This is a genomic window from Mycobacterium sp. 4858 (assembly GCF_900240975.1).
In the GTDB taxonomy this organism is placed as follows: Bacteria; Actinomycetota; Actinomycetes; order Mycobacteriales; family Mycobacteriaceae; genus Mycobacterium.
In genome coordinates, this window is sequence record NZ_LT968776.1 from 86,197 (window position 1) to 111,239 (window position 25,043).

Annotated in this window: 25 protein-coding genes; 9 read left to right on the plus strand and 16 right to left on the minus strand. The window is 70.3% G+C overall.

Annotation, left to right across the window (positions count from 1 at the left end; translation table 11 throughout):
- The first annotated feature begins 80 nt into the window (after positions 1 to 80).
- Positions 81 to 893 carry a class I SAM-dependent methyltransferase gene (locus tag C1737_RS08555; RefSeq protein ID WP_102417880.1) on the plus strand — a complete coding sequence of 271 codons (813 nt, stop codon included), beginning with the start codon at positions 81 to 83 and terminating at the stop codon, positions 891 to 893.
- 30 nt (positions 894 to 923) lie between these two features.
- On the opposite strand, the gene C1737_RS08560 is transcribed toward C1737_RS08555, so the two are convergent.
- The 3 genes from C1737_RS08560 to C1737_RS08570 all read right to left on the minus strand — a co-directional run bounded on the left by C1737_RS08560 (position 924) and on the right by C1737_RS08570 (position 4,337).
- Entirely contained in the window at positions 924 to 1,412 is a 489-nt protein-coding gene (locus C1737_RS08560; RefSeq protein WP_067928491.1) for a MarR family winged helix-turn-helix transcriptional regulator, read from the minus strand.
- A gap of 127 nt (positions 1,413 to 1,539) precedes the next feature.
- Positions 1,540 to 3,483: a primosomal protein N' gene (locus C1737_RS08565; RefSeq protein WP_067928514.1), complete on the minus strand. Its 1,944-nt coding sequence runs from the start codon at positions 3,481 to 3,483 to the stop codon at positions 1,540 to 1,542.
- Positions 3,484 to 3,602: 119 nt separating this feature from the next.
- Positions 3,603 to 4,337, minus strand: a complete 735-nt coding sequence (locus C1737_RS08570; protein ID WP_102417881.1) for a lysoplasmalogenase — start codon at positions 4,335 to 4,337, stop codon at positions 3,603 to 3,605.
- On the opposite strand from C1737_RS08570, the gene C1737_RS08575 reads away from it, so the two are divergent.
- From C1737_RS08575 to C1737_RS08585, 3 genes are read left to right on the plus strand one after another with little or no spacing between them, the layout of a single operon-like run.
- A complete protein-coding gene (locus C1737_RS08575) occupies positions 4,336 to 5,298 on the plus strand; it encodes an alpha/beta hydrolase (RefSeq protein ID WP_067928496.1) in 963 nt (320 codons plus the stop codon). The two genes, C1737_RS08570 and C1737_RS08575, sit on opposite strands and share 2 nt — an antisense overlap.
- Before the next feature lie 22 nt (positions 5,299 to 5,320).
- Positions 5,321 to 6,286, plus strand: a complete 966-nt coding sequence (locus C1737_RS08580; protein ID WP_067928498.1) for an alpha/beta hydrolase — start codon at positions 5,321 to 5,323, stop codon at positions 6,284 to 6,286.
- A 21-nt stretch (positions 6,287 to 6,307) separates the two neighbouring features.
- The gene (locus C1737_RS08585; RefSeq protein ID WP_102417882.1) at positions 6,308 to 7,804 is read left to right on the plus strand and encodes an NAD(P)/FAD-dependent oxidoreductase; all 1,497 of its coding nucleotides are present in this window, start codon (positions 6,308 to 6,310) and stop codon (positions 7,802 to 7,804) included.
- Here the strand turns inward: C1737_RS08585 and metK are convergent.
- From metK to mihF, 5 genes are all read right to left on the minus strand, one after another.
- Complete coding sequence (gene metK, locus C1737_RS08590; protein WP_067928504.1) at positions 7,801 to 9,012, minus strand: methionine adenosyltransferase; 1,212 nt, start codon at positions 9,010 to 9,012, stop codon at positions 7,801 to 7,803. The two genes, C1737_RS08585 and metK, sit on opposite strands and share 4 nt — an antisense overlap.
- Before the next feature lie 97 nt (positions 9,013 to 9,109).
- Positions 9,110 to 10,372 (minus strand): bifunctional phosphopantothenoylcysteine decarboxylase/phosphopantothenate--cysteine ligase CoaBC, encoded by a 1,263-nt coding sequence (gene coaBC, locus C1737_RS08595; protein ID WP_068054235.1) that lies wholly within the window; start codon positions 10,370 to 10,372, stop codon positions 9,110 to 9,112.
- Positions 10,373 to 10,392: 20 nt separating this feature from the next.
- Complete coding sequence (gene rpoZ, locus C1737_RS08600) at positions 10,393 to 10,719, minus strand: DNA-directed RNA polymerase subunit omega (protein ID WP_102417883.1); 327 nt, start codon at positions 10,717 to 10,719, stop codon at positions 10,393 to 10,395.
- A 55-nt stretch (positions 10,720 to 10,774) separates the two neighbouring features.
- Entirely contained in the window at positions 10,775 to 11,434 is a 660-nt protein-coding gene (gmk, locus tag C1737_RS08605; RefSeq protein WP_102417884.1) for a guanylate kinase, read from the minus strand.
- Between the two features lie 49 nt (positions 11,435 to 11,483).
- Positions 11,484 to 11,798 (minus strand): integration host factor, actinobacterial type, encoded by a 315-nt coding sequence (gene mihF, locus C1737_RS08610; protein WP_007171927.1) that lies wholly within the window; start codon positions 11,796 to 11,798, stop codon positions 11,484 to 11,486.
- Positions 11,799 to 12,263: 465 nt separating this feature from the next.
- On the opposite strand from mihF, the gene C1737_RS08615 reads away from it, so the two are divergent.
- Positions 12,264 to 12,686, plus strand: a complete 423-nt coding sequence (locus tag C1737_RS08615) for a molybdopterin-binding protein (protein ID WP_067923628.1) — start codon at positions 12,264 to 12,266, stop codon at positions 12,684 to 12,686.
- Positions 12,687 to 12,693: 7 nt separating this feature from the next.
- Here the strand turns inward: C1737_RS08615 and pyrF are convergent, their stop codons facing one another.
- From pyrF to pyrR, 7 genes are all read right to left on the minus strand, one after another.
- The gene (gene pyrF, locus C1737_RS08620; RefSeq protein WP_102417885.1) at positions 12,694 to 13,521 is read right to left on the minus strand and encodes an orotidine-5'-phosphate decarboxylase; all 828 of its coding nucleotides are present in this window, start codon (positions 13,519 to 13,521) and stop codon (positions 12,694 to 12,696) included.
- Complete coding sequence (carB, locus tag C1737_RS08625) at positions 13,518 to 16,886, minus strand: carbamoyl-phosphate synthase large subunit (RefSeq protein ID WP_102417886.1); 3,369 nt, start codon at positions 16,884 to 16,886, stop codon at positions 13,518 to 13,520. The genes pyrF and carB overlap by 4 nt, the downstream gene beginning before the upstream one ends.
- Positions 16,887 to 16,971: 85 nt before the next feature.
- A complete protein-coding gene (gene carA / locus C1737_RS08630; protein ID WP_067923637.1) occupies positions 16,972 to 18,102 on the minus strand; it encodes a glutamine-hydrolyzing carbamoyl-phosphate synthase small subunit in 1,131 nt (376 codons plus the stop codon).
- Positions 18,099 to 18,599 (minus strand): transporter, encoded by a 501-nt coding sequence (locus tag C1737_RS08635; protein WP_067923722.1) that lies wholly within the window; start codon positions 18,597 to 18,599, stop codon positions 18,099 to 18,101. The genes carA and C1737_RS08635 overlap by 4 nt, the downstream gene beginning before the upstream one ends.
- Positions 18,596 to 19,888 (minus strand): dihydroorotase, encoded by a 1,293-nt coding sequence (locus C1737_RS08640; RefSeq protein ID WP_102417887.1) that lies wholly within the window; start codon positions 19,886 to 19,888, stop codon positions 18,596 to 18,598. The genes C1737_RS08635 and C1737_RS08640 overlap by 4 nt, the downstream gene beginning before the upstream one ends.
- Entirely contained in the window at positions 19,885 to 20,844 is a 960-nt protein-coding gene (locus tag C1737_RS08645) for an aspartate carbamoyltransferase catalytic subunit (RefSeq protein ID WP_102417888.1), read from the minus strand. The genes C1737_RS08640 and C1737_RS08645 overlap by 4 nt, the downstream gene beginning before the upstream one ends.
- Entirely contained in the window at positions 20,841 to 21,410 is a 570-nt protein-coding gene (gene pyrR / locus C1737_RS08650) for a bifunctional pyr operon transcriptional regulator/uracil phosphoribosyltransferase PyrR (protein ID WP_067923647.1), read from the minus strand. The genes C1737_RS08645 and pyrR overlap by 4 nt, the downstream gene beginning before the upstream one ends.
- Positions 21,411 to 21,624: 214 nt before the next feature.
- On the opposite strand from pyrR, the gene C1737_RS08655 reads away from it, so the two are divergent.
- Complete coding sequence (locus tag C1737_RS08655) at positions 21,625 to 22,257, plus strand: class I SAM-dependent methyltransferase (protein WP_102419859.1); 633 nt, start codon at positions 21,625 to 21,627, stop codon at positions 22,255 to 22,257.
- Here the strand turns inward: C1737_RS08655 and C1737_RS08660 are convergent.
- On the minus strand, positions 22,254 to 22,679 hold the full coding sequence (locus tag C1737_RS08660) for a cellulose-binding domain-containing protein (RefSeq protein ID WP_102417889.1): 426 nt from the start codon (positions 22,677 to 22,679) through the stop codon (positions 22,254 to 22,256). The genes C1737_RS08655 and C1737_RS08660 overlap by 4 nt on opposite strands.
- Before the next feature lie 173 nt (positions 22,680 to 22,852).
- Here C1737_RS08660 and C1737_RS08665 point away from each other — a divergent pair, with 173 nt between their 5' ends.
- Genes C1737_RS08665 through C1737_RS08675 form a run of 3 tightly spaced genes read left to right on the plus strand, consistent with a single transcriptional unit; the run spans position 22,853 to position 24,996 of the window.
- Positions 22,853 to 23,203, plus strand: coding sequence for an STAS domain-containing protein (locus tag C1737_RS08665; protein ID WP_067923654.1), 351 nt, complete (start codon positions 22,853 to 22,855; stop codon positions 23,201 to 23,203).
- Between the two features lie 43 nt (positions 23,204 to 23,246).
- Complete coding sequence (locus tag C1737_RS08670; RefSeq protein WP_199182819.1) at positions 23,247 to 24,452, plus strand: serine hydrolase; 1,206 nt, start codon at positions 23,247 to 23,249, stop codon at positions 24,450 to 24,452.
- A gap of 4 nt (positions 24,453 to 24,456) precedes the next feature.
- On the plus strand, positions 24,457 to 24,996 hold the full coding sequence (locus C1737_RS08675; protein ID WP_067923656.1) for a GNAT family N-acetyltransferase: 540 nt from the start codon (positions 24,457 to 24,459) through the stop codon (positions 24,994 to 24,996).
- Positions 24,997 to 25,043 lie beyond the last annotated feature (47 nt).

Genomic DNA, 25,043 nt, shown 5'->3' on the forward strand with positions numbered 1-25,043 from the left:
GTCTCGCCGGGTGGCCGCTCTGCCGCGCTAGCGACAACGAGGTCGACCGGGCAGCCCTTTCCTTATCTCCAGGAGGTCCGATGACTCTCGACACGACGATCAGCGACGCCGCCCCGCACCGCGCGGTATGGGCGCTCGGCGACTACGCCCTGATGGCAGAGGAAGTGATGGCCCCGCTGGGCCCGGTCCTGATCAGGGCCGGCGGCATCGGACCGGGCGTGCGGGTGCTCGACGTCGCGGCCGGCTCGGGCAACATCTCGCTGCCGGCCGCCGCGACGGGCGCCGCCGTCGTTTCCAGTGACCTGACCCCCGAACTGTTGCAGCGGTCGCAGGCCCGGGCCGCGGCACGTGGCCTGACGATCGACTACCGGGAAGCCAACGCGCACGCGCTGCCCTTCGGCGACGGCGAGTTCGACGTCGTCATCTCCGCGATCGGGGTGCAGTTCGCGCCGGACCAGCAGCGGGCCGCCGACGAACTGGTCCGGGTCTGCCGGCCGGGCGGGACGATCGGCGTGATCAGCTGGACCCCGGACGGGTTTTTCGGCCGGATGCTCGCCACCATCCGGCCCTACCGGCCCAGCCTGTCGCAGGCCGTGCCGCCCGCCGCGCTGTGGGGACGTGAGGGCTACGTCACCGGACTGCTCGGCGAGCGGGTCGGCCGGATGACCGCGGTGCGGGGAATGTTGGAAGTCGACCGCTTCGACAGCGCCGACGCGGTGCACACCTACTTCAAGAACCACTACGGCCCGACGATCGAGGCCTACGCGAACGTCGGCCACAACCGGGTGCTGGCCGCCGAGCTGGACGCCCAACTGGTCGAGCTTGCGGAGCAACACCTCGACAACGGCGCGATGAGCTGGGAGTACCTGCTGGTCACCGCCGAGAAGCGCTAGAGGTCCGCTAAAAAGTCCGCTAGAGGTCCGCTAAAGATCGATGTCGGCGTCGAGGTGCACGTCCGGCTCACCGCCGGCGGCGGTGAACGCGGTCAGGGCACGCACCAGGCCGTGGCGCTCCGCCGGTGGCATCTGCTCCACGATGGTCGCGATTTCGGCCCGCCGGTACGCGGTCACCTGACGGACGACCTCCCGCCCGCGCTTGGTCAGCGCGGCCAACAGCTCGCGCCGCGACGTCGGGTGCGGGAGGCGGTCGATCAGCCCGGCCGCAACCAGGCGATCGACCATCCGTCCGGTGGCGGACGGTTGCACCCCCAGCAGACCGGCCAGCGTGGCCAGGTTGACCGGACCCCGGTTGGACAGGATCACCAGCGTCCGGAACTGCGAGATGGTGATCGTCTCGTCCACCTGCCCGATCGAGCGCGCCGAAATGGCAACCAGCAAGCGGGAAGCCGTCAGCAAAGCGTCGGTGATCACGTCCAGCGACTCGTCCGCCGTCGTCGCGTTGTCCGCTGCCATGTCGGCCCTTCTCCGGATCCTCTCCGGCCTGTCGGCGGCTAAAGAACAGGAAGTGTAACAACCGTTAATGAAGTAGTCAGGAACTATTTCCGACGCATACTATCCCCTGGGTCAGGATTTGGCGAGGTCACCCGATGTGCAGGGGATCGATCTGCACCCGGACCGGCTCGTGGGCCTGACGGGCGGACAGCACGCTCACACCGCGGCGCAGCGCCGCGGCCAACGCCAGCCCCTGGTCGCGGCGGGCGCGCACCAGCATCCTGGTCACCGGCACGCCGGCCGGCGTCCCCGGCGGGCGGCGCACGCCCGCCGGCAAATCGACCGGCCCCAGCACGTCGGCCCCCTCGGGCAGCCCGGCCTCCTCGAGCAGCGCCGCGACCGCCTCGGCGGCGCCGTCCAGGGCCGCCATGTGCACGCTCGGGGGCAGACCCACTTCGGTTCGAGCCGCCAGGTCCGCCTCGGCGTGACCGACCGGATCCCAGCGGATCAGCGATTGCACTGTGGGAATGGACGATTCGGCGACCGCGAGCACCACCCCGCCGTCGCCGCGGGCACGCACCAGCGCCGCGGCGCTCATCCAGCGCCACAGCGCGTCCTCGGCGGCGCGCAGGTCCTGCCGGCCCAGCAGCGCCCAGGTATCGAGCAGCAGCGCGGCCCCGTAGCCGCCCGCCGCGGTGGGTTCCGCCCCCGGTGTCGCCACCACCAGCGCCGGGGCGGCGGCGACCTCCGGCACGACGCCCTCTCCCGACGAGGTGACCACGGTGGTGCCGGGGAAGGCGCGCCCGAGTTCCTCGGCGGTGCGGCGGGCCCCGACGACGACGGCGCGCACCGCGTCGGACCCGCAGCGCGCGCAGCGACGCGTCGGGTCGATACGCCCGCACCACCGGCAGACCAGTGCGGGGCCGCCCTCCTGCAACGACAGCGGCCCGGTGCAGTGCCGGCACCGGGCGATGGCCCTGCAGCGCGCGCAGGCCAGCGACGGGACATACCCGCGCCGCGGCACCTGCACCAGCACCGGCGCCCCCGCCTGCAGCGACGAGCGCGCGGCGCGCAGCGCAATGGACGGGATGCGCGCCGTACGGGCGGCCGGGTCGCGCTCATCCGCGTAGCCCGTGTCGTCGAGGGCGGCCACCCGCGGCGTGCGGGCGCGCACCACCGCCCGGGCCGCAACGATGTCGTGCGCCCACCCGCTGCGCACCAGCGCCTGCGCCTCGGCGGTACGCGCATAGCCCCCGATCAGCGCCGCACACCGCGCCTGATGCGCGCGCAGCATCGCCACCTCGCGCGCGTGCGGGTACGGCGCCCGCGGCTCCGAGAGGCTGTCGTCGGCGTCGGCCCACACCATGACGAGGCCCAGGTCGCTCAGTGGCGCGAAAACCGCGCTGCGCGTGCCGATCACCAGCCGGGCCTGACCGCGCAGCGCCGCCAGCCACCGCCGGTAACGCGCGGCCGGACCCAGCCCGGCAGACAGCGCCACCACGCCGTTCTCGTCGATCCGCCCGGTCGCGGCCCGCCACAGCGTGTCCAGATCGCGCTGGTCGGGCACGATCGCCAGCACCGCACGCCCGGCGCGGATGGTCTGCGCGGCGGCCTCGGCGAATCGGTCCGCCCACGACTCCCCCGGCAACACCTGCCAGACGGCCCGCGCGGCCCGCGATTCCGCCAGGGCGTCCAGGAACTGCGCGCCCCGGCCGTAGGACTCCCACGCCGCCGGGTCGACGGGCGCGGGTACCGGCAGCCGGTGTGCGGTCGCCGGTTCCCGCTCCACCCGCGCGTGCCGGGCCGGCACGGCCAGGCGCAGCACGTCCGGCCGGGTGCCCGCGTAGCGCGCCGCCACCGCGTCGACCAATCGGCGGATCTCGGGGGTCAGTACCGGTTCGGGCGACACGACACGGTCCAGCCAGCCGAGCTTGCCGTGGTGGTCGGTGTCATTGCGGCGCTCCAGCACGAACGCGTCGACCAGCCGGCCGTGAAACCGCACCCGCACCCGCACGCCCGGCTGGGCGTCGTCGGACTGCTCGGCCGACACCAGGTAGTCGAACTCGCGGTCCAGGTGCGGCACCGAGAGCATCGGCAGCACCCGTGCGATGGGTTCGACCTGAACGGGCGTGGGCGCGCCGACGGTCAAGGCGCCCGCTGGTATCGAAATACTATGTCGTTCAATGGCTTTACCGTCCGGTTCGGAAGCGGTCAGCTTTCGGTCGACCCCGGGGAGCCGGCATCGGCCGATGCCTCACGGCCGAAGAAGAACCCGGCCGTCATCAGGATCAGCGCCGCGGCGTAGGACCACCAGATCGGCACGGCCAGCGCCTCGTTGCCCAGGATGAAGCGGCCGACGGCGATCAGGGAGTCGGAGGCCGCGAAACACACCGCCCCCACCGCCGTCCAGATCGTCGGCAACCGCGCCACCAGGGCGGCACACACCATCGCGGTCAGCACCACGATGTAGGCCGTCACCGGAAGCGCCAGCTTGTTCAGGTGCGGCCAGAACCACGCCAGCAGCGCGACGGTGGCCACGCACATGGCGACCACGGCGGCGATGCGCAGCTTCGACGCGCGCAGCGCCGCCAACGGCACAAGCGCCCCCAGGAAACACAAGTGCGCCAACAGGAATGCGGCCAGGCCCACCACGAAGGACTGCGTCCACCACGGGACCGCCAGCGCCCAGTCGCCGACGGCCGACAGCAGCAGCGCCGGCATCAACCACCGCCGCTCGCGGACGATCGCGTGGCCCGCCGCCGCAGCGGTCAGCAACAACGCCATCGACGCCTTGAACAGCGGCTGCAGCGCCCAGTGCCCGGTCAGCTCAGTCCCCGGCGGCGAGCCCAGCGCCAGCACCGTCAGGTAGACGCCGTAGCCGAGGGCCGCCCAGCCGGCCACCACCCAGCCGCCGACCACCAGGCGAGGTGCGTACGGTACGTCCATGCCAAGCTTGGACAACACAGCCGACGATAAGCCCGCGATCGACCCCATCCTGCAGAAGGTACTGGATGCGGTTCCCTTCCGGCTATCCACCGACGACGGTGTCGACGCCGCCAGGCAGCGGTTCCGCGACCTGCCGCGCCGGGCGCTGCACCCCGAGCTGCGCGTCGAGGACCGGGCCGTCCCCGGCCCGGCGGGATCGATCGGCGTCCGGATCTATTGGCCGCCAAGCCATTCGCAAGACGCCGCGGCGCCGGTCGTGCTCTATTTTCACGGCGGCGGCTTCGTCGTGGGCGACCTGGACAGCTACGACGGCACCGCGCGCCAGCACGCGGTCGGCGCCGACGCGATCGTGGTGTCGGTCGACTACCGGTTGGCGCCCGAGCACACCTATCCCGCCGCCGTCGAAGACGCTTGGGCCGCAACGCTTTGGGCCGCGGAGCGCGCCGCCGAGCTGGGCGGTGACCCGAATCGGATGGCCGTGGCCGGGGATTCGGCCGGCGGGACCATCAGCGCCGTGGTCGCACAGCGGGCGCGGGACAGCGGCGCGCCGCCGATCGCGTTCCAGCTGTTGTGGTACCCGTCGACCATGTGGGACGCCACGCTGCCGTCCTTCACCGAGAACGCCGGCGCGCCGATCCTCGACGTCAAGGCCGTCGCCGAGTTCTCGCGTTGGTACGCGGGCGACGTCGACTTGTCGGCCCCGCCACCCGGTATGGCGCCCGGCCGGGCCGATGACCTGTCGAACCTGCCTCCGGCCTACATCGCCGTCGCCGGCTACGACCCGCTGCGCGACGACGGCATCCGCTACGGCGAGCTGCTGGCCGCCGCCGGTGGGGCCGTCGAAGTGCACAACGCCGAGACGCTGGTGCACGGCTACCTCGGTTACGGCGGTGTGGTGCCGGCGGCCACCGCCGCGATGGAACGCGGGCTGGCGGCCCTGCGGACCGGGCTGCGCGGGTGAATCCGGAGCGTACGGTGAATCCATGACGGAGCCCACCTTCGCCCGCCCGGGCATCGATCCGGCGTTCAAGGCGCTGCTCGACGCCTTCCCGATGACCTTCAGCGCCGCCGACGGGGTGGAGGTCGCCCGAAAGCGGCTGCGGCTGCTCAAGGTACCGACCGAAATGCTCCCCGACCTGCGGATCGAGGACCGCACGATCGGCCACGGCGAGCTCGCCGACATCCCCGTGCGCATCTACTGGCCGCCCCTGGAGCCGCAGGAGGCGCTGCCCGTCGTCGTCTTCTACCACGGCGGCGGGTTCTGCCTGGGCGGCGTGGACACCCACGACCCCCTCGCCCGCGCGCACGCCGTCGGCGCCGAGGCCATCGTGGTGTCGGTGGACTACCGGCTGGCCCCCGAGCATCCGTTCCCGGCCGCGGTCGACGACGCCTGGGCGGCGTTGCAGTGGGTGGCCGCGCACGCGGCCGAGCTGGGCGGCGACCCGGACCGTATCGCCGTCGCCGGCGACTCGGCCGGCGGCAACCTGGCCGCCGTGATGACGCACCTGGCCAGCGAGAACGCCGGCCCCGCGCTGAGTTTCCAGCTGCTGTGGTACCCGGTCGTCACCGCCGACCTGTCGCTGCCGTCGTTCACCGAGAACGCCAACGCGCCGATCCTGGACCGCGACGTGATCGACGCCTTCCTGTCCTGGTACCTGCCGGACATCGACCTCAGCGACCCGACGGCACTGCCCGTCACGCTTGCCCCGGCGAACGCGACGGACTTGTCCGGGTTGCCGCCCGCCTACATCGCGACCGCCGAACACGATCCGCTGCGCGACGACGGGGCCCGCTACGCCGAGCTGCTGGATGCCGCCGGTGTGCCCGCCGAGCTGAGCAACGAGCCGGACCTGGTGCACGGCTACGCCAGCTTCGCCATGGTCATACCCGCGGCCGGCGACGCCACCGACCGCGGACTGGCCGCGCTGAAGAAGGCACTACACCCTTAGTCGACCCCTAGGCGGCGAACGATGAGCAGCACACCCGATTACCACACGCTGATCGTGGGCGCCGGCTTCTCCGGGATCGGCGCCGCCATCAAGCTCGACAACGCCGGACTTCCCGACTATCTCGTCGTCGAGGCGGGCGACGGCGTGGGCGGGACCTGGCACTGGAACACCTATCCCGGTATCGCCGTGGACATCCCGTCGTTCTCCTACCAGTTCTCCTTCGAGCAGAGCCCGGACTGGTCGCGGACGTACGCGCGGGGGCGCGAGCTCAAGGCGTACGCCGAACACTGCGTCGACAAGTACGGCCTGCGGTCGCGAATCCGGTTGAACACCAAGGTGCAGTCGGCCGAGTTCGACGACGAGCAGTGCCTCTGGCGGGTGCAGACCGATCCCGGGGGCACGGTCACCGCCCGGTTCCTGATCAGTGCGTGCGGCGTCCTGACCGTCCCCAAGCTCCCAGACATCGACGGCGTGGACAGCTTCGGCGGCGTCACCATGCACACCGCGCGCTGGGATCACGACCAGGACCTGAGCGGCAAGCGCGTCGCGATCATCGGCACCGGCGCCTCGGCCGTCCAGGTCATCCCCGAGATCGCACCGATCGTCAAGCGGCTCACCGTGTTTCAGCGCACCCCGATCTGGTGCTTCCCCAAGCTGGACGTCGCGTTGCCCGCGCCGGCCCGGTGGGCGATGCGGGTCCCCGGAGGCAAGGTCGTGCAGCGGCTACTCAGCCAGGCCTTCGTCGAAGTCACCTTCCCGATCTCCGCGCACTACTTCACGGTGGTGCCGCTGGCCAAACGGATGGAGTCGGCCGGGCGGGCCTATCTGCGCAAACAGGTGCACGATCCGGCGGTGCGCGACCAGCTCACCCCGCGTTACGCCGTCGGCTGCAAACGCCCGGGCTTTCACAACGAGTACCTGGCCACGTTCAACCGCGACAACGTGCGGCTGGTCACCGAGCCGATCGACAAGATCACGCCCACGGCGGTGGCCACCACCGACGGCGAGGACCACGAGGTAGACGTGCTGATCCTGGCCACCGGGTTCAAAGTGATGGACCCCGACGACGTCCCGACGTTCGCGGTCACCGGAAGCGGCGGCAAGTCGCTGAGCCGGTTCTGGGACGAACACCGGCTGCAGGCCTACGAGGGTGTCAGCGTCCCCGATTTCCCCAACCTGTTCACGGTGTTCGGCCCCTACGGCTACGTCGGCTCTTCGTATTTCGCGCTCATCGAGACGCAGACCCACCACATCGTGCGGTGCCTGAAGCGCGCCGAGCGTGAGGGTGCGACGCGCGTCGAGGTCACCGAGGAAGCCAACGAGCGCTACTTCGCCGAGATGATGCGCCGGCGGCACCGGCAGATCTTCTGGCAGGACAGCTGCCGGCTGGCCAACAGCTACTACTTCGACAAGAACGGCGACGTGCCGCTGCGCCCCACCACCACGGTGGAGGCCTACTGGCGCAGCCGGCGGTTCGACCTCGACGACTACCGGTTCACCAACGCCGGCGCGCCTTAGACGGCGCGCTTGAGGTCGTCGACCTTGTTGAGCTGCTCCCACGGCAGCTCGATGTCGGTGCGGCCGAAGTGGCCGTACGCGGCGGTCTGCGCGTAGATCGGGCGCAACAGGTCCAGGTCGCGGATGATGGCGCCGGGCCGCAGGTCGAAGACCTCCGGGACGATCTTCTCGATCTTGACCGGGTCGACCGTGGCGGTGCCGAACGTCTCGACAAACAGGCCGACGGGGGCGGCTTTGCCGATCGCGTAGGCCACCTGAACCTCGACCCGCTCCGCCAAACCGGCGGCGACGATGTTCTTGGCCACCCAGCGCATCGCGTACGCGGCCGAGCGGTCCACCTTGGACGGATCCTTGCCGGAGAAGGCGCCGCCGCCGTGGCGGGCCCATCCGCCGTAGGTGTCGACGATGATCTTGCGGCCGGTCAGCCCCGCGTCGCCCATCGGGCCGCCCAGGACGAACTTGCCGGTCGGGTTGAAGAGCAGCCGCGTCTGCGAGGTGTCCAGCGTGTCGTGCGCCAGATCGTCGAGCACGGTGTTGACCACCTTTTCCCGGAGGTCGGGGGTCAGGGTCTTCTCCAGGTCGATGTCGGCCGCGTGCTGAGTGGAGATCACCACGGTGTCGAGCCGGACGGGGACGTTGTCCTCGTATTCGATGGTGACCTGCGTCTTGCCGTCCGGGCGCAGGTACGGCAGCACACCGTTCTTGCGCACCTCGGTCAGCCGCCGGGACAGGCGGTGGGCCAGCGCGATGGGCAGCGGCATGAGTTCGGGGGTGTCGGCGATCGCGTAGCCGAACATCAGGCCCTGGTCACCGGCGCCCTGGGCATCCAGCGGGTCCCGCTCACCTTCGACCCGGGCCTCGTAGGCGGTGTCGACGCCCTGGGCGATGTCGGGCGACTGGGCGCCGATGCCGATGTTCACCCCGCACGACGCCCCGTCGAAACCCTTGTCCGACGAGTCGTAGCCGATCTCGAGGATGCGCTCGCGGACCGTGTTGGTGATGTCGGCGAACGCCTCCTTCGCCGTCGTCGTCACCTCACCGACGACGTGCACCTGACCGGTGGTGACCAGCGTCTCCACCGCGACACGTGAGCGGGGGTCCTGCGCCAGCAGGGCGTCGAGAACCGAGTCGCTGATCGCGTCACAGATCTTGTCGGGATGTCCCTCAGTCACCGACTCACTGGTAAACAGGCGACCCTTTTCGCTCACAATCTCAACCCTTCCGAATAGTTAGTTAACCGAATTATATCGGCTGGCATGGCGCCAGCCGGCACCTGGCCTGGCGCCACAGGGAAACCGAACCGTATTACCCGCCGCCGTGCAGGAACGCGCCGATCGCATCCACGATACGACTGGCCATCAGCGTCTTGGAACCGTGTTGCAGCGCGGACTCGGTGCCGTCGGCGGTAAGCAGCCACCCGTCGTTGCTGTCCACCTCGAACGCCCTGCCGTCGCCCACCGCGTTGACCACCAACAGGTCGCAGCCCTTGCGGCGCAACTTGGCGCGGGCGTGGAAGAGCACGTCGCCGTTGGCGTCGCCGGTTTCCGCGGCGAATCCGACGATGGCCCGCATGTTGGGCAGCTCGCCGTGGGCGCGCGCCCGCACGGCGCCGGCCAGCACGTCGTCGTTGCGCACCAGCTCGATAACGGGCGGCTCGTCCCGGTCGTCCGGACCCTTTTTGATCTTGGCGGCGGAAACCTGTGCGGGCCGGAAGTCGGCGACGGCCGCCGCCATCACCAGCACATCGGCCGCCGGGGCGTGCTTGGCCACCGCGTCGCCGAGCTGCTCGGCGGAGCTGACGTGGACGACCTCGACGCCGGCGGGATCGATCAGTCCGGCGGTGTGCCCGGCGATCAGCGTGACCTCGGCGCCGCGCTGGGCGGCGACGCGGGCCACCGCATAGCCCTGCTTGCCCGAGCTGCGGTTGCCGATGAAACGGACCGGGTCGATCGGCTCGCGGGTGCCGCCGGCGGTCACCAGCACCTTGCAGCCGGCCAGGTCGTAGGGAAGCGCGTCGTGGCGTTCGAGCAGCAGCTCGGCCAGCGTGGTGATCTCCTCGGCCTCGGGCAGCCGTCCCGAGCCGCTGTCGGCGCCGGTGAGCCGGCCGAACGCGGGTTCGAGCACCACGGCTCCGCGCCGCCGCAGGGTGGCCACGTTGTCGACGGTGGCCGGGTGCAACCACATCTCGGTGTGCATCGCGGGCGCGAAGAGCACCGGGCAGCGCGCGGTGAGCAGGGTCGCGGTCAGCAGGTCGTCGGCGCGGCCGTGCACCGCGCGGGCCAGCAGATCCGCGGTGGCCGGCGCCACCACGACCAGGTCGGCCTTCTGGCCGAGCTGGACGTGCGGCACGTCTGGGACGTTCTCGAAGACCCCGGTGTGCACCGGCTGGCCGGACAGCGCCTCGAACGTGGCGGCCCCGACGAACCGCAGCGCGGATTCGGTGGGGATGACCCGCACCCGGTGACCGGCCTCGGAGAGCTGACGGACGACCGTGCACGCCTTATAGGCGGCGATACCACCGGAGACGCCGACGATGACGTTTTTCGCGACCCGATCGCGGTTGTCCACAGCGCGCCCGGCCCAGCCTGTTACTCGCCCTCGGTGTGCTCGAGCAGGTCGGCGTGGATCTCGCGCAGCGCGATCGACAGCGGCTTCTCCTGCAGCCCCGGCTCGACCAGCGGCCCGACGTATTCGAGGATCCCCTCGCCGAGCTGGTTGTAGTAGTCGTTGATCTGCCTGGCGCGCTTGGCCGCGTAGATGACCAGGGCGTATTTGCTCGACACGCGGTCCAGCAGCTCGTCGATGGGCGGGTTGGTGATGCCCAGCGGGGTGTCGTAGGCGCGTTGTCCGCCCGCCGACGGGTCGAACCGGTCGGGGACGGCGGCCAATGCCGCGTCGGACTGCGAAGTAGTCACTTAGGTCGTTCTCCTTGGCGGATTACAGCGGCTGGTACCGCCGGCGATTCGATGCTCAGTCTCGATCGGATTTGGTCTGGCCGGACGGGTCATGCGGAGCCGGCGCAGTATTCACCAGCAAGGATACCAATTCAGCGCACGCAGACTCCAATTGACGGTTGACCACGACCTCGTCGAAGTCGTCCCGGGCCGCCATCTCGACGCGGGCGGTCTCCAGCCGACGCCGCATGGCCTCCGGCGTTTCGGTGCCGCGGCCGACGAGCCTGGCCTCCAGGTCTTCCCAACTGGGCGGCGCCAGGAACACGGTGATGGCCTCGGGCATCGCCCGCTTGACCGCCCGCGCGCCGGCCAGGTCGACCTCGATGAGCACCGGGATCCCCGCGGCGGTGGCTTTTCGCACCGGCTCGGCCAGGGTGCCCGATCGGTGCAGTCCGCCGTGGATCTCGGCCCACTCCAGCAGCGCGCCGTCGTCGATGAGCTGCTGGAAACGGGCGGGGCTGACGAAGTGGTAGTCGACGCCGTCGACCTCGCCCGGCCGCGGCAACCGCGTCGTGGCCGAGACGGAGAAATGCAGGTCCGGAATCCGCTTGCGCAGGCACCGGACCACCGTCGACTTGCCGACCGCGGAGGGACCGGACAGCACGACCACGCGTCCCTTACCCGGTGGTGTGGGACGCGTCCCGTGCTCGGCGTCCGGTCCCCCGCCGGCGCTCACTGGCCCTCCTGGGCCGGCGCGCCCACAGGGCGGGTTGGCCGAGGCCGGGTTAGGAGCCGAACTTTTCCAACAGGGCCTTGCGCTGCCGATCGCCGAGGCCGCGCAGGCGGCGGGTAGGGGCGATCTCCAGCTCGGTCATGATTTCCTGCGCTTTGACCTTGCCCACCTTGGGCAACGCCTCAAGCAGCGCGGAAACCTTCATCTTGCCCAGGACTTCGTCGGTCTCGGCGTCCTTGAGCACCTGGGTGAGGTTGGTGCCGCCGCGCTTCAGCCGGTCCTTGAGCTCTGCTCGCGCTCGACGTGCGGCAGCCGCCTTCTCCAACGCGGCCGCGCGCTGCTCGTCGGTCAACTGGGGAAGGGCCACGATTCCTCCGTATCTGATCAATCACTGTCAATCGATCTCTTTTTGTCTCTGCCGGGTACTTCAGCCAGCGGAGACGACCGTACTCAGGCCTCCTGACGAAATCTAACCCGACCCCCTGGTTAAGGGGACAAAGTCCCAGCATGAGCCCGGCGTGTGGCCCGAAAAAGCAGGCCGTCGGGCATCGTGGGCGCCGGGCGCGCCCCGCGGTGCGGGGGCGGCGGTGTGGCCACCTCGAACCCCCACGCCACCGCTCTGACCAGGGATTTTAGCGCGACGGACCGCCGCGGGGTCGCTGTGGGGGCGGCGGGAAACGACGCCGGAGGCGCGCCGAAACGCCTCGTGCGGGGGGTCACGCATTTTTCGTCGCGTGTCGCGCGTGTCGCGCCGCGCCGACCGGCCGGGCGCGATCACGCGTGGATTGCTGGTACGACAGCCAGCTAACACTCGCGGAGTTAGGATCTAGCGGTGTCGAACCTGCGGATCCGTCAGGCCGCTGAGCTGCTCGGGGTCAGCGACGACACTGTCCGGCGATGGATCAACCAGGGATCGTTGACGGTCGGGCAGGACGCGGCCGGCCGCAAGGTCATCGCCAGCGAGGACCTGGCCCGGTTCTCCCGGACCAACGCCCCCACCCCGCCGCCCGACCCGCTGAGCATCGGCAGCTCGGCCCGCAACCGCTTCGTCGGGCTGGTCACAAAGGTCACCAGTGACAAGGTGATGACCCAGGTGGAGATGCAGTGCGGCCCGTTCACCGTCGTGTCGCTGATGAGCACCGAGGCGGCCGAGGAGCTGCAGCTGCGGCCCGGCAGTGTGGCGGTCGCGGTCGTCAAGGCCACCACGGTGATCGTGGAGACCGCCCGGCCCAGCTCGGCGGCCGCATCGGACTGACCCGCCTCTACGGCGCTCCCAGATAGGCGACGGCGTCCAGCATCCGCTCGCCGGCCGCCCGCAGTTCGGCCACCCCCGGCCCGGCACGCAGCACCTCGCGGGCCACCGCGGGCAGCAGCTGGCCGGAATCCGCCCCGCCCAGCCCGGCGAGCGCCTCGGGCCGTCCGCCCTGCACACCCAGGCCCGGCACCAGCACCGGCCCGCCCAGCGCGCTCAGATCGGGGGCCTGCAGGACGGTCGCGCCCACCACCACGCCGACATATCCGGGACCGGACGGCGTGGCGGACTTGTTCACCACCGCCGCCTGGTCGACGACCAGCTGGGCCACCGTGCGGCCGTCGAACGCGGCGCGCTGCACGGTCGCGCCCTCGGGGTTGGAAGTGGCGGCCAGCACGAACACGCCCCGATCGTGCGCGGCGGCGGCCTCGAGCAGCGGCCGCAGCGAGCCGAACCCGAGGTATGGCGAGGCGGTCACGGCGTCGGCGGCCAGCGGCGAGTCACCCGCCCAGGCGGCGGCGTACGCCGCCATCGTCGTGCCGATGTCGCCGCGCTTGGCGTCGGCCAGCACCAGCACCCCGACCGAACGCAGCGCCGCGATCGTGCGTTCCAGCACCGCGAACCCGGCGGCGCCGTAGGACTCGAAGAACGCCACCTGCGGCTTGACGACGGCGAAACCGGAGAACGCCTCGACACAGATGTCGCAGAACTTGGCCAGCCCGTCGGCGGCCGCCGGCAAATCCCAGGCGCGTAGCAGCTCGGGGTGCGGGTCGATCCCCACACACAGCGGGCCGCGCTGCGCTTTGGCCTCGGCCAGCCGCCGGCCGAAGCCCGTCACCGGGCGCCTTCGCCGGGCGCGGCGCCCTGCCCCATCAGGCTGTGCAGCTCCTGCAGGGACCGGACGCCGATGTCGCCGCGGATACCGGCCTCGATGCCCTGGATGGCGGCGGACGCGCCCTGCACGGTGGTGACGCAGGGGATGTTGACCGACACCGCGGCCGAACGGATCTCGTAGCCGTCGATACGCGGGCCGGAATTGCCGTACGGCGTGTTGATCACCATGTCGACTTCGCCGGCCTTGATCGCGTCGACGGCGGACACGGCCGGGCGGCCCGGCTGCGGCGGCTCGAAGTGCTTGCGGACCTCGTCGCAGGGAATCCCGTTGCGGCGCAACATCTCCGCGGTGCCCTCGGTGGCCAGCACACGGAAGCCCAGATCGGCCAGGCGCTTGACGGGGAACACCAGCGACCGCTTGTCCCGGTTGGCGACGGAGACGAACACGGTGCCCTCGGCCGGCAGCGAACCGTAGGCGGCGGTCTGGCTCTTGGCGAAGGCGGTGCCGAAGTCGCGGTCGATGCCCATCACCTCACCGGTCGATTTCATCTCCGGGCCGAGCAGGGAATCGATGGCGGCGCCGTCGGCCCGCCGGAAGCGGTGGAACGGCAGCACCGCCTCCTTGACCGCGATCGGGGCGTTCTGGACCGCGTGGGCGCCGTCCCCGGACGCCGCCAGCATGCCCTCGGCGCGGAGCTGGGGAATGGTGGCGCCCAACATGATCCGGGCGCACGCCTTGGCGAGCGGGATCGCGGTGGCCTTGGAGACGAAGGGAACGGTGCGGCTGGCCCTCGGGTTGGCCTCCAGGACGTAGAGCACGTCGTCCTTCAGCGCGTACTGCACGTTGAGCAGGCCGATCACCCCGATGCCGTGCGCGATGGCCTCGGTCGCGCGGCGCACCTTCTCGATGTCGCTGCGGCCCAGCGTGACGGGCGGTAGCGCGCACGCCGAGTCGCCGGAGTGGATGCCGGCCTCCTCGATGTGCTCCATGATGCCGCCGATGTAGACCTCGGTGCCGTCGCACAGGGCGTCGACGTCGATCTCGACCGCGTCCTCGAGGAAGCGGTCGACCAGCACCGGGTGTTCGGGCGAGAGCTCGGTGGCGCGGGTGATGTAGCCCTCCAGTGTCTCCTCGTCGTAGACGATCTCCATCCCTCGGCCGCCCAGGACGTACGACGGCCGCACCAGCACCGGGTAGCCGATGTCCTCGGCGATCCGGCGGGCCTGCGCGAAAGTGGTTGCCATGCCGTATTTCGGCGCCGGCAATCCGGCGCCGGTCAGCACGTCACCGAAGGCGCCGCGGTCCTCGGCCAGGTCGATCGCCTCCGGCGGCGTGCCCACGATCGGGACTCCGGCGTCGGCCAGGCGCTGCGCCAACCCGAGCGGGGTCTGGCCGCCCAGCTGCACGATGACGCCGACCACCCCGGGCCCGTCACCCCCCGACTGCTGTTCGGCGTGGAACACCTCCAGGACGTCCTCGAAGGTCAGCGGCTCGAAGTACAGCCGGTCGGCGGTGTCGTAGTCGGTGGACACCGTCTCCGGGTTGCAGTTGACCATGACGGTCTCGAAACCGGCCTGGCTCAACGTGGTTGCCGCGTGCACGCAGCTGTAGTCGAATTCGATGCCCTGGCCGATGCGGTTGGGCCCGGATCCCAGGATCAGCACCTTGGGCCGCTCGGCCTGCGGGGCCACCTCCGTCTCGGCCGCCGGGTCGAGCTCGTAGCTGCTGTAGTGATAGGGCGTCTTGGCATCGAACTCGGCCGCGCAGGTGTCCACCGTCTTGTACACCGGGTGGATGCCCAGCCGCTCGCGCAGCGAGCGCACCCCGTTCTCCCCCGCCAATTCGGGCCGCAGGGCGGCGATCTGGCGGTCCGACAGCCCGCTGTGCTTGGCCCGCCGCAGCAGGTCGGTGTCCAGCACCGGGGCGTCGACCAGCTCCGCGCGCAGCGTGCCCAGCTCGCCGATCTGGGCGACGAACCACGGGTCGACGCCGCTGGCCTCGGCGACCTGCTCGATCGAGGCGCCCAGCCGCAGCGCCAGCTCGATGTCGTAGAGCCGGCCCTCGGTCGGGGTCCGTAGCCGGTCGAGCACCTCGCCGACGTTGCAGTCCGGGCCGTCCGGTTTGGTCCAGAACCCGGCGCGGGTGGTCTCCAGAGACCGCATCACCTTGCCGAGCGCCTCGATGAAGTTGCGGCCCAACGACATCGCCTCGCCGACGGACTTCATCGTGGTGGTCAGGGTGGGGTCCGCCCCGGGGAACTTCTCGAACGCGAACCGCGGCGCCTTGACGACGACGTAGTCGAGGGTGGGTTCGAAGCAGGCCGGCGTTTCCTTGGTGATGTCGTTGACGATCTCGTCGAGGGTGTACCCGATGGCCAGCTTGGCGGCGATCTTGGCGATCGGGAAGCCGGTGGCCTTGGAGGCCAGCGCGCTGGACCGCGACACCCGCGGGTTCATCTCGATGACGATCAGCCGGCCGTCGCTCGGGTTGACGGCGAACTGGATGTTGCAGCCGCCGGTGTCGACCCCGACCTCGCGCAGGATCGCGATGCCCAGGTCCCGCATCCGCTGGTATTCCCGGTCGGTCAGCGTCATGGCCGGCGCGACGGTGACCGAGTCGCCGGTGTGCACGCCCATCGGGTCGAAGTTCTCGATCGAGCAGACCACGACGACGTTGTCGTTGCCGTCGCGCATCAGCTCGAGCTCGAATTCCTTCCAGCCGTAGATAGACTCCTCGATCAGCACGTTGGCGCTGGGGCTTTCGGCCAGGCCGGCGCCGGCCATCCGGTCGACCTCCTCGACGGATCGCGCCATGCCCGAGCCGAGGCCGCCCATGGTGAAGCTGGGCCGCACCACCACCGGAAGACCGAGTTCCTCGACCGTCTCGCGGACCTCTTCCATGGTGAAACACACTCGGCTGCGGGCGGATTCACCGCCGACCTTGGCGACGATGTCCTTGAACATCTGCCGGTCCTCGCCGCGCTGGATGGCGTCGATGTCGGCCCCGATGAGCTCGACCCCGTGGCGCTCGAGCGCGCCGTTCTGGTACAGCGCGACCGCGGTGTTGAGCGCGGTCTGCCCGCCCAGCGTGGCCAGCAGCGCGTCGATCTTGTTGCCGCGCTCGGCCTGTTGCGCGATCACCCGCTCCACGAAGGCCGGGGTGATGGGCTCGACGTAGGTGTGGTCGGCGTACTCGGGGTCGGTCATGATGGTCGCCGGGTTGGAGTTGATCAGGCTGACCTGCAGCCCCTCCGCTCGCAGCACCCGGCAGGCCTGGGTGCCCGAGTAGTCGAATTCGGCCGCCTGGCCGATGACGATCGGCCCCGAGCCGATCACCAGCACGTGGTTGAGATCGCTGCGCCGCGGCACTAGCGCCCTCCTTCTTTCTTGGCGCGAGCGACCGCGTTTGTACACCGTTTACGGCGTGTCGCCGTACAAACACGGTCGCTCGCGGTCATCTCTCACCGGCCATCAGCTCGATGAATTGATCGAACAGGTATTCCGCGTCGTGTGGGCCGGCGGCGGCCTCCGGGTGGTACTGCACCGAGAACGCCCGCCCGTCGGCGAGTTTGACGCCCTCGACCACCCCGTCGTTGGCGCATGTGTGGCTGACGACGGCGGGCCCGAACGGCGTGTCGAAGGATTGACCCGCCTCGCCTTCCAGCGCGAAGCCGTGGTTCTGCGCGGTCACCGCCACCCGACCGGTGGCATGGTCCATGACGGGGATATTGATCCCGCGGTGGCCGAAGACCATCTTGTAGGTGGACAGGCCCAGTGCCCGGCCCAGGATCTGGTTGCCGAAGCAGATGCCGAACAACGGGATTCCGGCGCCCAGCACCTCGCGGGTGAGCGCGACGACGTGGTCGGCGGTGGCGGGGTCACCGGGGCCGTTGGACAAGAACACGCCGTCGGGTGCGATGTCGGCGATCTGTTCGAAGCTCGTCGACGACGGCAGCACGTGGCTGCGGACTCCCCGGCGGGCGAAGTTGCGCGGGGTGTTGGTCTTGATGCCCAGGTCCAGCGCCACCACCGTAAACCGTTGCGCCCCGTCGGGTTCCACGATGTAGGGCTCCGCGGTGCTGACCTCGCCGGCGAGGTCGGCACCCAGCATCGACTGCTGCCCCCGCACCCGCTCCACCAACTCGTCGATGTTCAAAGGGTCGGCCAGCGCCTCGCCGGAGAACACCCCCGCCTTCATGGAGCCGCGGGTGCGCAGGTGGCGCACCACCGCCCGGGTGTCGATGCCGGCGATCCCGACGATGTGCTGGCGCACCAGCTCGTCCTCCAGGGTTCCCGTGGCGCGCCAGTTCGACGCCCGCGGGGACGGGTCGCGCACCGCGTAGCCGGCGACCCAGATCTTGTCGCCGCGACTTTCGGCGTCCTCGGTGTTCCAGCCGGTGTTGCCGATCTGTGGCGCGGTGGCCACCACGATCTGCCGGTGATAACTGGGATCGGTCAGCGTCTCCTGGTAGCCGGACATGCCGGTGGAAAACACGGCCTCGCCGAGGGTTTGGCCGACCTGGCCGAACGGCGTGCCGGTGAAGACGCGCCCGTCCTCGAGTACCAGAACTGCTTTTGTCGTCACGCTACTTCCTCTTTGAGCCAGTCGGTGTATTCGTCGCGGTGGTTGGCCCGAAAGCCGGTGTCGATCTCGACTCCCGACGGCAGCCGCCACCGAATCGCCAGAATCCCGATCCGGGCTACGGCCCGGCCGCCCATCCCGCGCTCCATGCGGATATGGGTGATCGAGTCGCGTGGAATCCAAAGCGGTTGGGCGCGTAGGCGTTCCACCATGATACCGCTCGAATAGCGGGTCAGCACCGCCTTGCTCCGGTACCCCAGATCGCCGACGGCGATCCGCTCGTTCCAGCCCGGGGCCATCATCGACCCGCAATAGTGGCCTTGGGTGGTGATCGTCGCCGCACCCACCTGGTCGGGCACGTCGGGCAGCCGGCCGATCAGTTCGGCCTGCCGCTGCGAGCGGCGCCGCCAGCTGCGCATCATCAGCTGGATCACCACCGCGATCACCACCACCAGCACGGCCGCGAAGATCAGCGACCCCACCAGCGTGCCCGAATTCATGCCGGGCACTTCCCGTCTCGAGCCGTGACCTTCCCGCGCAGCAAGGTCGCCGTGACGGTGGCGGGCAGGGCCATCGACTCGAAGGGCGTGTTGGCCGACCGGCTGGCCAGGTCGGACCCGGCGACGGTCCAGGTGGCGTCGGGGTCCACCACCGTCAGGTTGGCCGGCTCCCCCACCTCCAGCGGGCGGCCGTGATCGGGCAGTCCGACGATGCGCGCCGGGTTCTCGCTCATCACCCGGGCGACGTCCCGCCACGTCAACAGCCCGGGCGCCACCATGGTGTGCACCACGACCGACAGCGCGGTCTGCAGGCCCAGCATGCCGGGACGCGCCGCCGCGAACTCCACGCACTTCTCGTGCTCGGCGTGCGGCGCATGGTCGGTGGCCACACAGTCGATGACGCCGTCGGCCAGGGCCTGGCGCAACGCCACAGCGTCGGAGGCCTCGCGCAGCGGCGGGTTGACGCGATTGCGCCCGTCGTAGCTGGCCAGCCTGCTGTCGTCGAGCAGCAGGTGGTGCGGGGTGACCTCGGCGGTGATCGAGATGCCTTGCCCCTTAGCCCATTTCAGCAGCTCGACGGTACCGGCGGTGGAGGCGTGGCAGATGTGGACGCGGGCACCGGCGTCGCGCGCCAGCAACGCGTCCCGGGCGACGATGGACTCCTCGGCGGCCCGGGGCCAGCCCGAGAGGCCCAGCCGGGCGGCGGTGGGTCCCTCGTGGGCGACGGCGCCGACGGTCAGCCGGGGCTCCTCGGCGTGCTGGGCGATCAGCACGCCCAGGCCGGTGGCGTATTCGAGCGCGCGGCGCATCACCAGCGGGTCGTGTACGCAGCTGCCGTCGTCGGAGAACATCCGGACCTGCGCGGCCCCGGCCGCCATCATGCCCATCTCGGTGAGTTCGGTGCCGGCCAATCCGACGGTGACGGCCCCGACGGGGTGGACGTCGACCAGGCCGACCTGCTGGCCGCGGTGCCAGACGTGGTCGGTGACCACCGGGCTGTCGGCGACGGGATTGGTGTTGGCCATCGCGAACACGGCGGTATATCCGCCGAGAGCCGCTGCGGCCGAGCCCGTTTCGATGTCCTCGGCGTATTCTCGGCCCGGCTCGCGCAGGTGGGTGTGCAGGTCGACGAAGCCGGGCAGCAGCACCTGGCCCGTCGCATCGATGACGTCGGCCGTATCCGGGATGGCAAGGCCCGGGCCGATGTCGGCGATCTGGCCGTCATCGACCAGCACGTCGACCCGGTCGCCCTCGCCGTACAACCGGACCCCGCGGATCAGCACGCTCACGCCGCCCCCTCTTTTCCGGCGGATTCCGCACCCACCAGCACGTGGAACAGCACGGCCATCCGCACGTGCACGCCGTTGGAAACCTGTTGCAGCACGGCCGATTGCGACGAATCCGCCACCGACGACGCGATCTCCATGCCGCGCAGCATCGGACCCGGGTGCAGCACCACGGCGTGGCCGGGCAGCATGGCCTGGCGGCGATCGGAAAGCCCGTAGCGGGAGGAGTATTCGCGCACCGACGGGAAGAAGCCGCCGTTCATCCGTTCGGCCTGCACCCGCAGCATCAGCACCGCGTCGGCGGCGGGTAGCTCGGCGTCGAAGTCGCCTGAGACGGTGACCGGCCAGGAGTCGACCCCGGCCGGCAGCAGCGTCGGCGGCGCGACCAGCACCACCTCCGCGCCCAGGGTGTTCAGCAGCATGACGTTGGAGCGGGCGACCCGGCTGTGCAGGATGTCGCCGACGATCACGATGCGCCGGCCCTCGATGCCGCCGAGGCGCTGGCGGATGGTGAGCGCGTCCAGCAGCGCCTGCGTCGGGTGTTCGTGCGTGCCGTCGCCGGCGTTGATCACCGAGGGGCCGGAGTCGTTGCCGGCGCACGTCCAGTCGGCCAGCAGGTGGGCGGCACCCGAGGCCGGATGGCGGATGATCAGCGCGTCGGCGCCGGCCGCCCGCAGCGTCAGCGCGGTGTCGCGCAGCGACTCGCCCTTGCCCACCGACGACCCGGCGGCGCTGACGTTGATGACGTCGGCGCTCATCCACTTGCCGGCCACCTCGAACGACACCCGGGTGCGGGTGGAGTTCTCGTAGAACATCGTGATCACGGTGCGGCCGCGCAGGGTCGGCAGCTTCTTCACCTCGCGGCCCACCAGCGCCTCGGCGAACCGGTCCGCGTCGTCGAGGATGGCGATGGCCTCGTCGCGGGTCAGGTCGCCGGCGGCCAGCAGGTGGCGCGTCATCGCGAGATCACCACCCCGTCGCGCCCGTCCTGCTCGCTGAGCAGTACGTGCACGCTCTCGCTGCGGGAGGTGGGGACGTTCTTGCCGACGTAGTCGGCGCGCAGCGGCAGCTCGCGGTGGCCGCGGTCGACCAGCACCGCCAGCTGCACCACCCGCGGGCGGCCGACGTCGCGCAGGGCGTCCAGCGCCGAGCGGACCGAGCGACCGGAGTAGAGCACGTCGTCGATGAGGATGACCAGCGCGTCGTCGATGCCGCCGGCCGGGATCGAGGTGACCTCGAGCGGTCGCGGCGGTTTCTGCATCAGGTCGTCGCGATACAGGGTGATGTCGAGGGCGCCGCAACCGACGTCGACCCCGCTGTATTCGGCGATGTTGGTGGCCAGCCGCCTGGCGAGGATCACGCCGCGGGTCGGGATTCCCAGCAGCACCACCCTGGGCGCGGACCGGCTCGCGTCATCTAACGCGGTCTTCTCGATGATCTGATGCGCGATACGGGAAATGGTGCGACTCACGTCGGCCGCCGACATCAACTCGCGGCCGGTGCCGGTGTCACCCGCTGCACCCATGCGAAACCCTGACCTCCTTCTCCGCCTCGCCGGACGGATCGTTAAAGGATGTCGACTGCCCGGCAGCGTAGCACTTCTTCGAAAGGACGCGGCGCGCGGCACGGGCCGTGACGTGCTCGATCACCCGCTGCGCCACTTGCGCCCCACGTGTCCCGGCTTGAGCGGACGCGGCCGCGCTACCCTGGCGAAAGTGACCGGCTCAGGCTTCTCCAGACTGCAGCAAATGGACTTCGACGCGCTCTATCGCGGCGAGAGCCCCGGCGAGGGCATCCCGCCGATGACGACACCGCCGTGGGACACCAAGGCGCCCAAGGACAACGTCATCGCCTGGCTTGGCGGGGGCTGGGTCCACGGTGACGTCCTGGACATCGGCTGCGGGCTCGGTGACAACGCCATCTACCTGGCGCTGAACGGGTTCCGGGTGACCGGGCTGGACATCTCGCCCACCGCCCTGGTCACCGCCGAGCGCCGGGCCGCCGATGCCGGCGTCGACATCACGTTCGCGGTGGCCGACTCCACCCAGCTGGCGGGCTACACCGACGCGTTCGACACCGTCATCGACAGCGGCATGTTCCACTGCCTCGACGACGACGGGAAGCGCAGCTACGCCGCCGCGGCGCACCGCGCCGCCAGGCCGGGCGCCACGCTGTTGATCAGCTGCTTCTCCGACGCGAACGCCCCCGACGAACGGTGGCCCCGGCCGGCGGTGTCCGAGCAGACGCTGCGCGACGTCCTCGGCGGCGCGGGGTGGGACATCGAGTCACTGGAGCCCGCCACAATGCGCCGCGAGGTGGACGGCGCACAGGTCGAGATGGCGTTCTGGTACGTCCGCGCCCAGCGCCGCTAGCTGCAGGGATACTGGCCGTTGAGCACGCAATTCGACGGCGGCGTGAAGGAACCGGTCACCACGCCTCTCATGCCACCCGTGGCCGAACCACCGGGCGCAATGCTGCGATTCCAATTCGCGGGGGTGAGCACGTAGTGGGTGCCCGATTGGGTGACGGTGCTGTTCCACGTGTGCAGGACGGATTGTCCGGCCGGCATGTCAAAGTCAATCCGCCAATCGGTTAGCGGCACCGTGCTCAGATTGGTGACGGTGAAGTTGGCGATGAAACCGGTCTGCCACGCATGTTCCACCGACAACGTCGCCGCGGCCGCGGCCGCGTGAGCCACGGGCGCGACGGCGAGCCCCAGGGCAACGACGGATGCCGACACCATGATGTGAAGCGCTGTGCGCCAGCGCTTCACGCAATTGCTCAGTGCGGCCATAGCAACCAACACTAAAGCCGGACACGCGACGCCGGTCCTGGCATCGCGGGTAGCTGCCGTACCTTTGCTCAACCGAAACCGTCATGAAATTTTGGCCTTTGTCGCCGACGGAACGAGCGGGTAACGGCCCGGTTAACCGGCCGTGGTGAGAAGGCGATACGGTTCGGATCGTCATGAGCGAGGAGTTTTGGGTCAACCGCCGCGATGCCGGTGAGGCGGTGATCCTGGAGGTCAGCGGCGTCGTCGACATCATCACCGCGCCCTCGCTCGCCACGCATATCGACATCGCCCTGTCCGGCACGCCTGCGGTGCTCGTCATCGACCTCACCGAGGTCGATTTCCTGTCCTCGGCCGGCATCACCGTGCTGGTCGAGGTGCAGCGCCTGACCCAGGACAGCCCGACCTCGCTGCGGGTGGCGGCCGACGGCTCGGCCACCAGCCGGCCGCTGCGCATCGTGGGCCTCGACGAGTTCATCGAGCTGTATCCCACGGTGGACGAGGCGCTGGAGGGGCGCGAGTCCTAGTGTGACGTTCGCGCTCCCCGGGCACGCCGCTAACGTGATTCGGGTGAATCTCGACGTCAACGCGGGCTCCATCCGCGAAGTGTGCGATGCCGGCATGCTTGCCGGCGCGGTGACGATGGTCTGGCGGCGCGGAGAAGTGCTGCAGGTCAACGAAATCGGTTATCGGGACGTGGACGCGGGCCTGCCGATGCAGCGGGACACGCTGTTCCGGATCGCGTCGATGACCAAGCCGGTGACCGTCGCCGCGGTGATGAGCCTGGTCGACGAGGGCAAGCTGACGCTGAAAGACCCCGTCGTGCGCTGGGCCCCGGAGCTGGCCGACGTGCGGGTGCTCGACGAGCCGCACGGCCCGCTGGACCGGACGCATCCGGTGCAGCGCGCCATCCTGATCGAGGACCTGCTCACCCACACCAGCGGCCTGGCCTACAGCTTCTCGGTGTCCGGGCCGATCGCCAAGGCCTACATGCGGCTGCCGTTCAGTCAGGGTCCCGACACCTGGCTGGCCGAGCTGGCCAAGCTGCCGCTGGTGCATCAGCCCGGTGAGCGGCTCACCTACAGCCATTCCATCGACCTGCTTGGCGTCATCGCGGCGCGCATCGAGGGCAAGCCGTTCCACCAGGTTCTCGACGAGCGGGTGCTGGGCCCGGTGGGCATGCCGGACACCGGGTTCTTCGTCTCCCCCGAGGCGCGCCGCCGCGCCGCGACCATGTACCGGCTCGACGAGCAGGGCCAACTGCACCACGACGTGATGGGGCCGCCGCACATCAAGCCGCCCTCCTTCGCCAACGCGGGCGGGGGCCTGTGGTCCACCGCCGACGACTACCTGCGGTTCGTGCGGATGGTGCTCGGCGAGGGAACGATCGACGGTGTGCGGGTGTTGTCGGCCGAGTCCACCCGCCTGATGCGGACCGACCGGCTGACCGACGAGCAGAAGCGCCACAACTTCCTGGGGGCGCCGTACTGGGTGGGCCGCGGCTTCGGGCTGAACCTGTCGGTGGTGACCGACCCGGCAAGGAGCGCGCCGCTGTTCGGTCCGGGCGGGCTCGGAACCTTCAGCTGGCCGGGCGCCTACGGGACGTGGTGGCAGGCCGACCCGACCGCCGACCTGGTTCTGCTGTATCTGGTGCAGAACCTGCCCGACATGTCCGCCGACGTGGCCGCGGCCGTCGCCGGCAACACCTCGCTGGCGAAACTCCAATCGGTGCAACCGAAATTCGTTCGGCGCACTTATCAGGCGCTCGGCCTCTAGCACCGTGGCCGATTACCCACCCGACCGCATCACCGGTCCCCGGCTGGTGCTGCGCCGGCCCGTGCTCGACGACGCCGGCGCACTGTTTCAGCGCGTGGCCCGCGACCCCGAGGTGACCAAGTATCTGATGTGGGCGCCGCATCCCGACGTGGCGGCGACGCGGCGGGTGATCACCGAGAAACTCAACGCCACCCCCGACGACCGGACCTGGGTGATCGAGTTGCGGCACAGCGGCGAGATCGTCGGGTTGACCAGCTGCCGGCGTCCGGTGCCGCACTCGGTCGAGATCGGTTACTGCCTGGGCCGGCGGTGGTGGGGCAAGGGTTTGATGGCCGAGGTGCTCGACATGCTGCTGACCGCACTCGACAGCGATCGGGCGGTGTATCGGGTGTGGGCCACGTGCAACGTCGACAACGAACGGTCGGCCCGGCTGCTGGAGCGCGCCGGTTTCGTCCTGGAAGGACGACTCGCCCGCCACGCCGTCTACCCCAACCTGGGCCCCGAGCCGCAGGACAGCCTGCTCTACGCCAGGATCCTGCGCTGAGCTTTTGAGTGTGCGGCCAGGGCGGTCATCGTCGGCGTGTCGCCGCC

Excerpts from the sequence above, each read along its gene's own strand:
- C1737_RS08575 (WP_067928496.1), top strand. The coding sequence starts at position 4,336 with ATGCCAAGCTTGGACAACACAGCCGACGATAAGCCCGCGATCGACCCC.
- C1737_RS08660 (WP_102417889.1), bottom strand. The coding sequence starts at position 22,679 with ATGGCCGCACTGAGCAATTGCGTGAAGCGCTGGCGCACAGCGCTTCAC.
- C1737_RS08635 (WP_067923722.1), bottom strand. The coding sequence starts at position 18,599 with ATGAATTCGGGCACGCTGGTGGGGTCGCTGATCTTCGCGGCCGTGCTG.
- C1737_RS08645 (WP_102417888.1), bottom strand. The coding sequence starts at position 20,844 with ATGACGCGCCACCTGCTGGCCGCCGGCGACCTGACCCGCGACGAGGCC.
- C1737_RS08665 (WP_067923654.1), top strand. The coding sequence starts at position 22,853 with ATGAGCGAGGAGTTTTGGGTCAACCGCCGCGATGCCGGTGAGGCGGTG.
- C1737_RS08580 (WP_067928498.1), top strand. The coding sequence starts at position 5,321 with ATGACGGAGCCCACCTTCGCCCGCCCGGGCATCGATCCGGCGTTCAAG.
- C1737_RS08585 (WP_102417882.1), top strand. The coding sequence starts at position 6,308 with ATGAGCAGCACACCCGATTACCACACGCTGATCGTGGGCGCCGGCTTC.
- pyrR (WP_067923647.1), bottom strand. The coding sequence starts at position 21,410 with ATGGGTGCAGCGGGTGACACCGGCACCGGCCGCGAGTTGATGTCGGCG.
- C1737_RS08555 (WP_102417880.1), top strand. The coding sequence starts at position 81 with ATGACTCTCGACACGACGATCAGCGACGCCGCCCCGCACCGCGCGGTA.
- C1737_RS08570 (WP_102417881.1), bottom strand. The coding sequence starts at position 4,337 with ATGGACGTACCGTACGCACCTCGCCTGGTGGTCGGCGGCTGGGTGGTG.
- C1737_RS08565 (WP_067928514.1), bottom strand. The coding sequence starts at position 3,483 with ATGCTCTCGGTGCCGCACCTGGACCGCGAGTTCGACTACCTGGTGTCG.
- C1737_RS08560 (WP_067928491.1), bottom strand. The coding sequence starts at position 1,412 with ATGGCAGCGGACAACGCGACGACGGCGGACGAGTCGCTGGACGTGATC.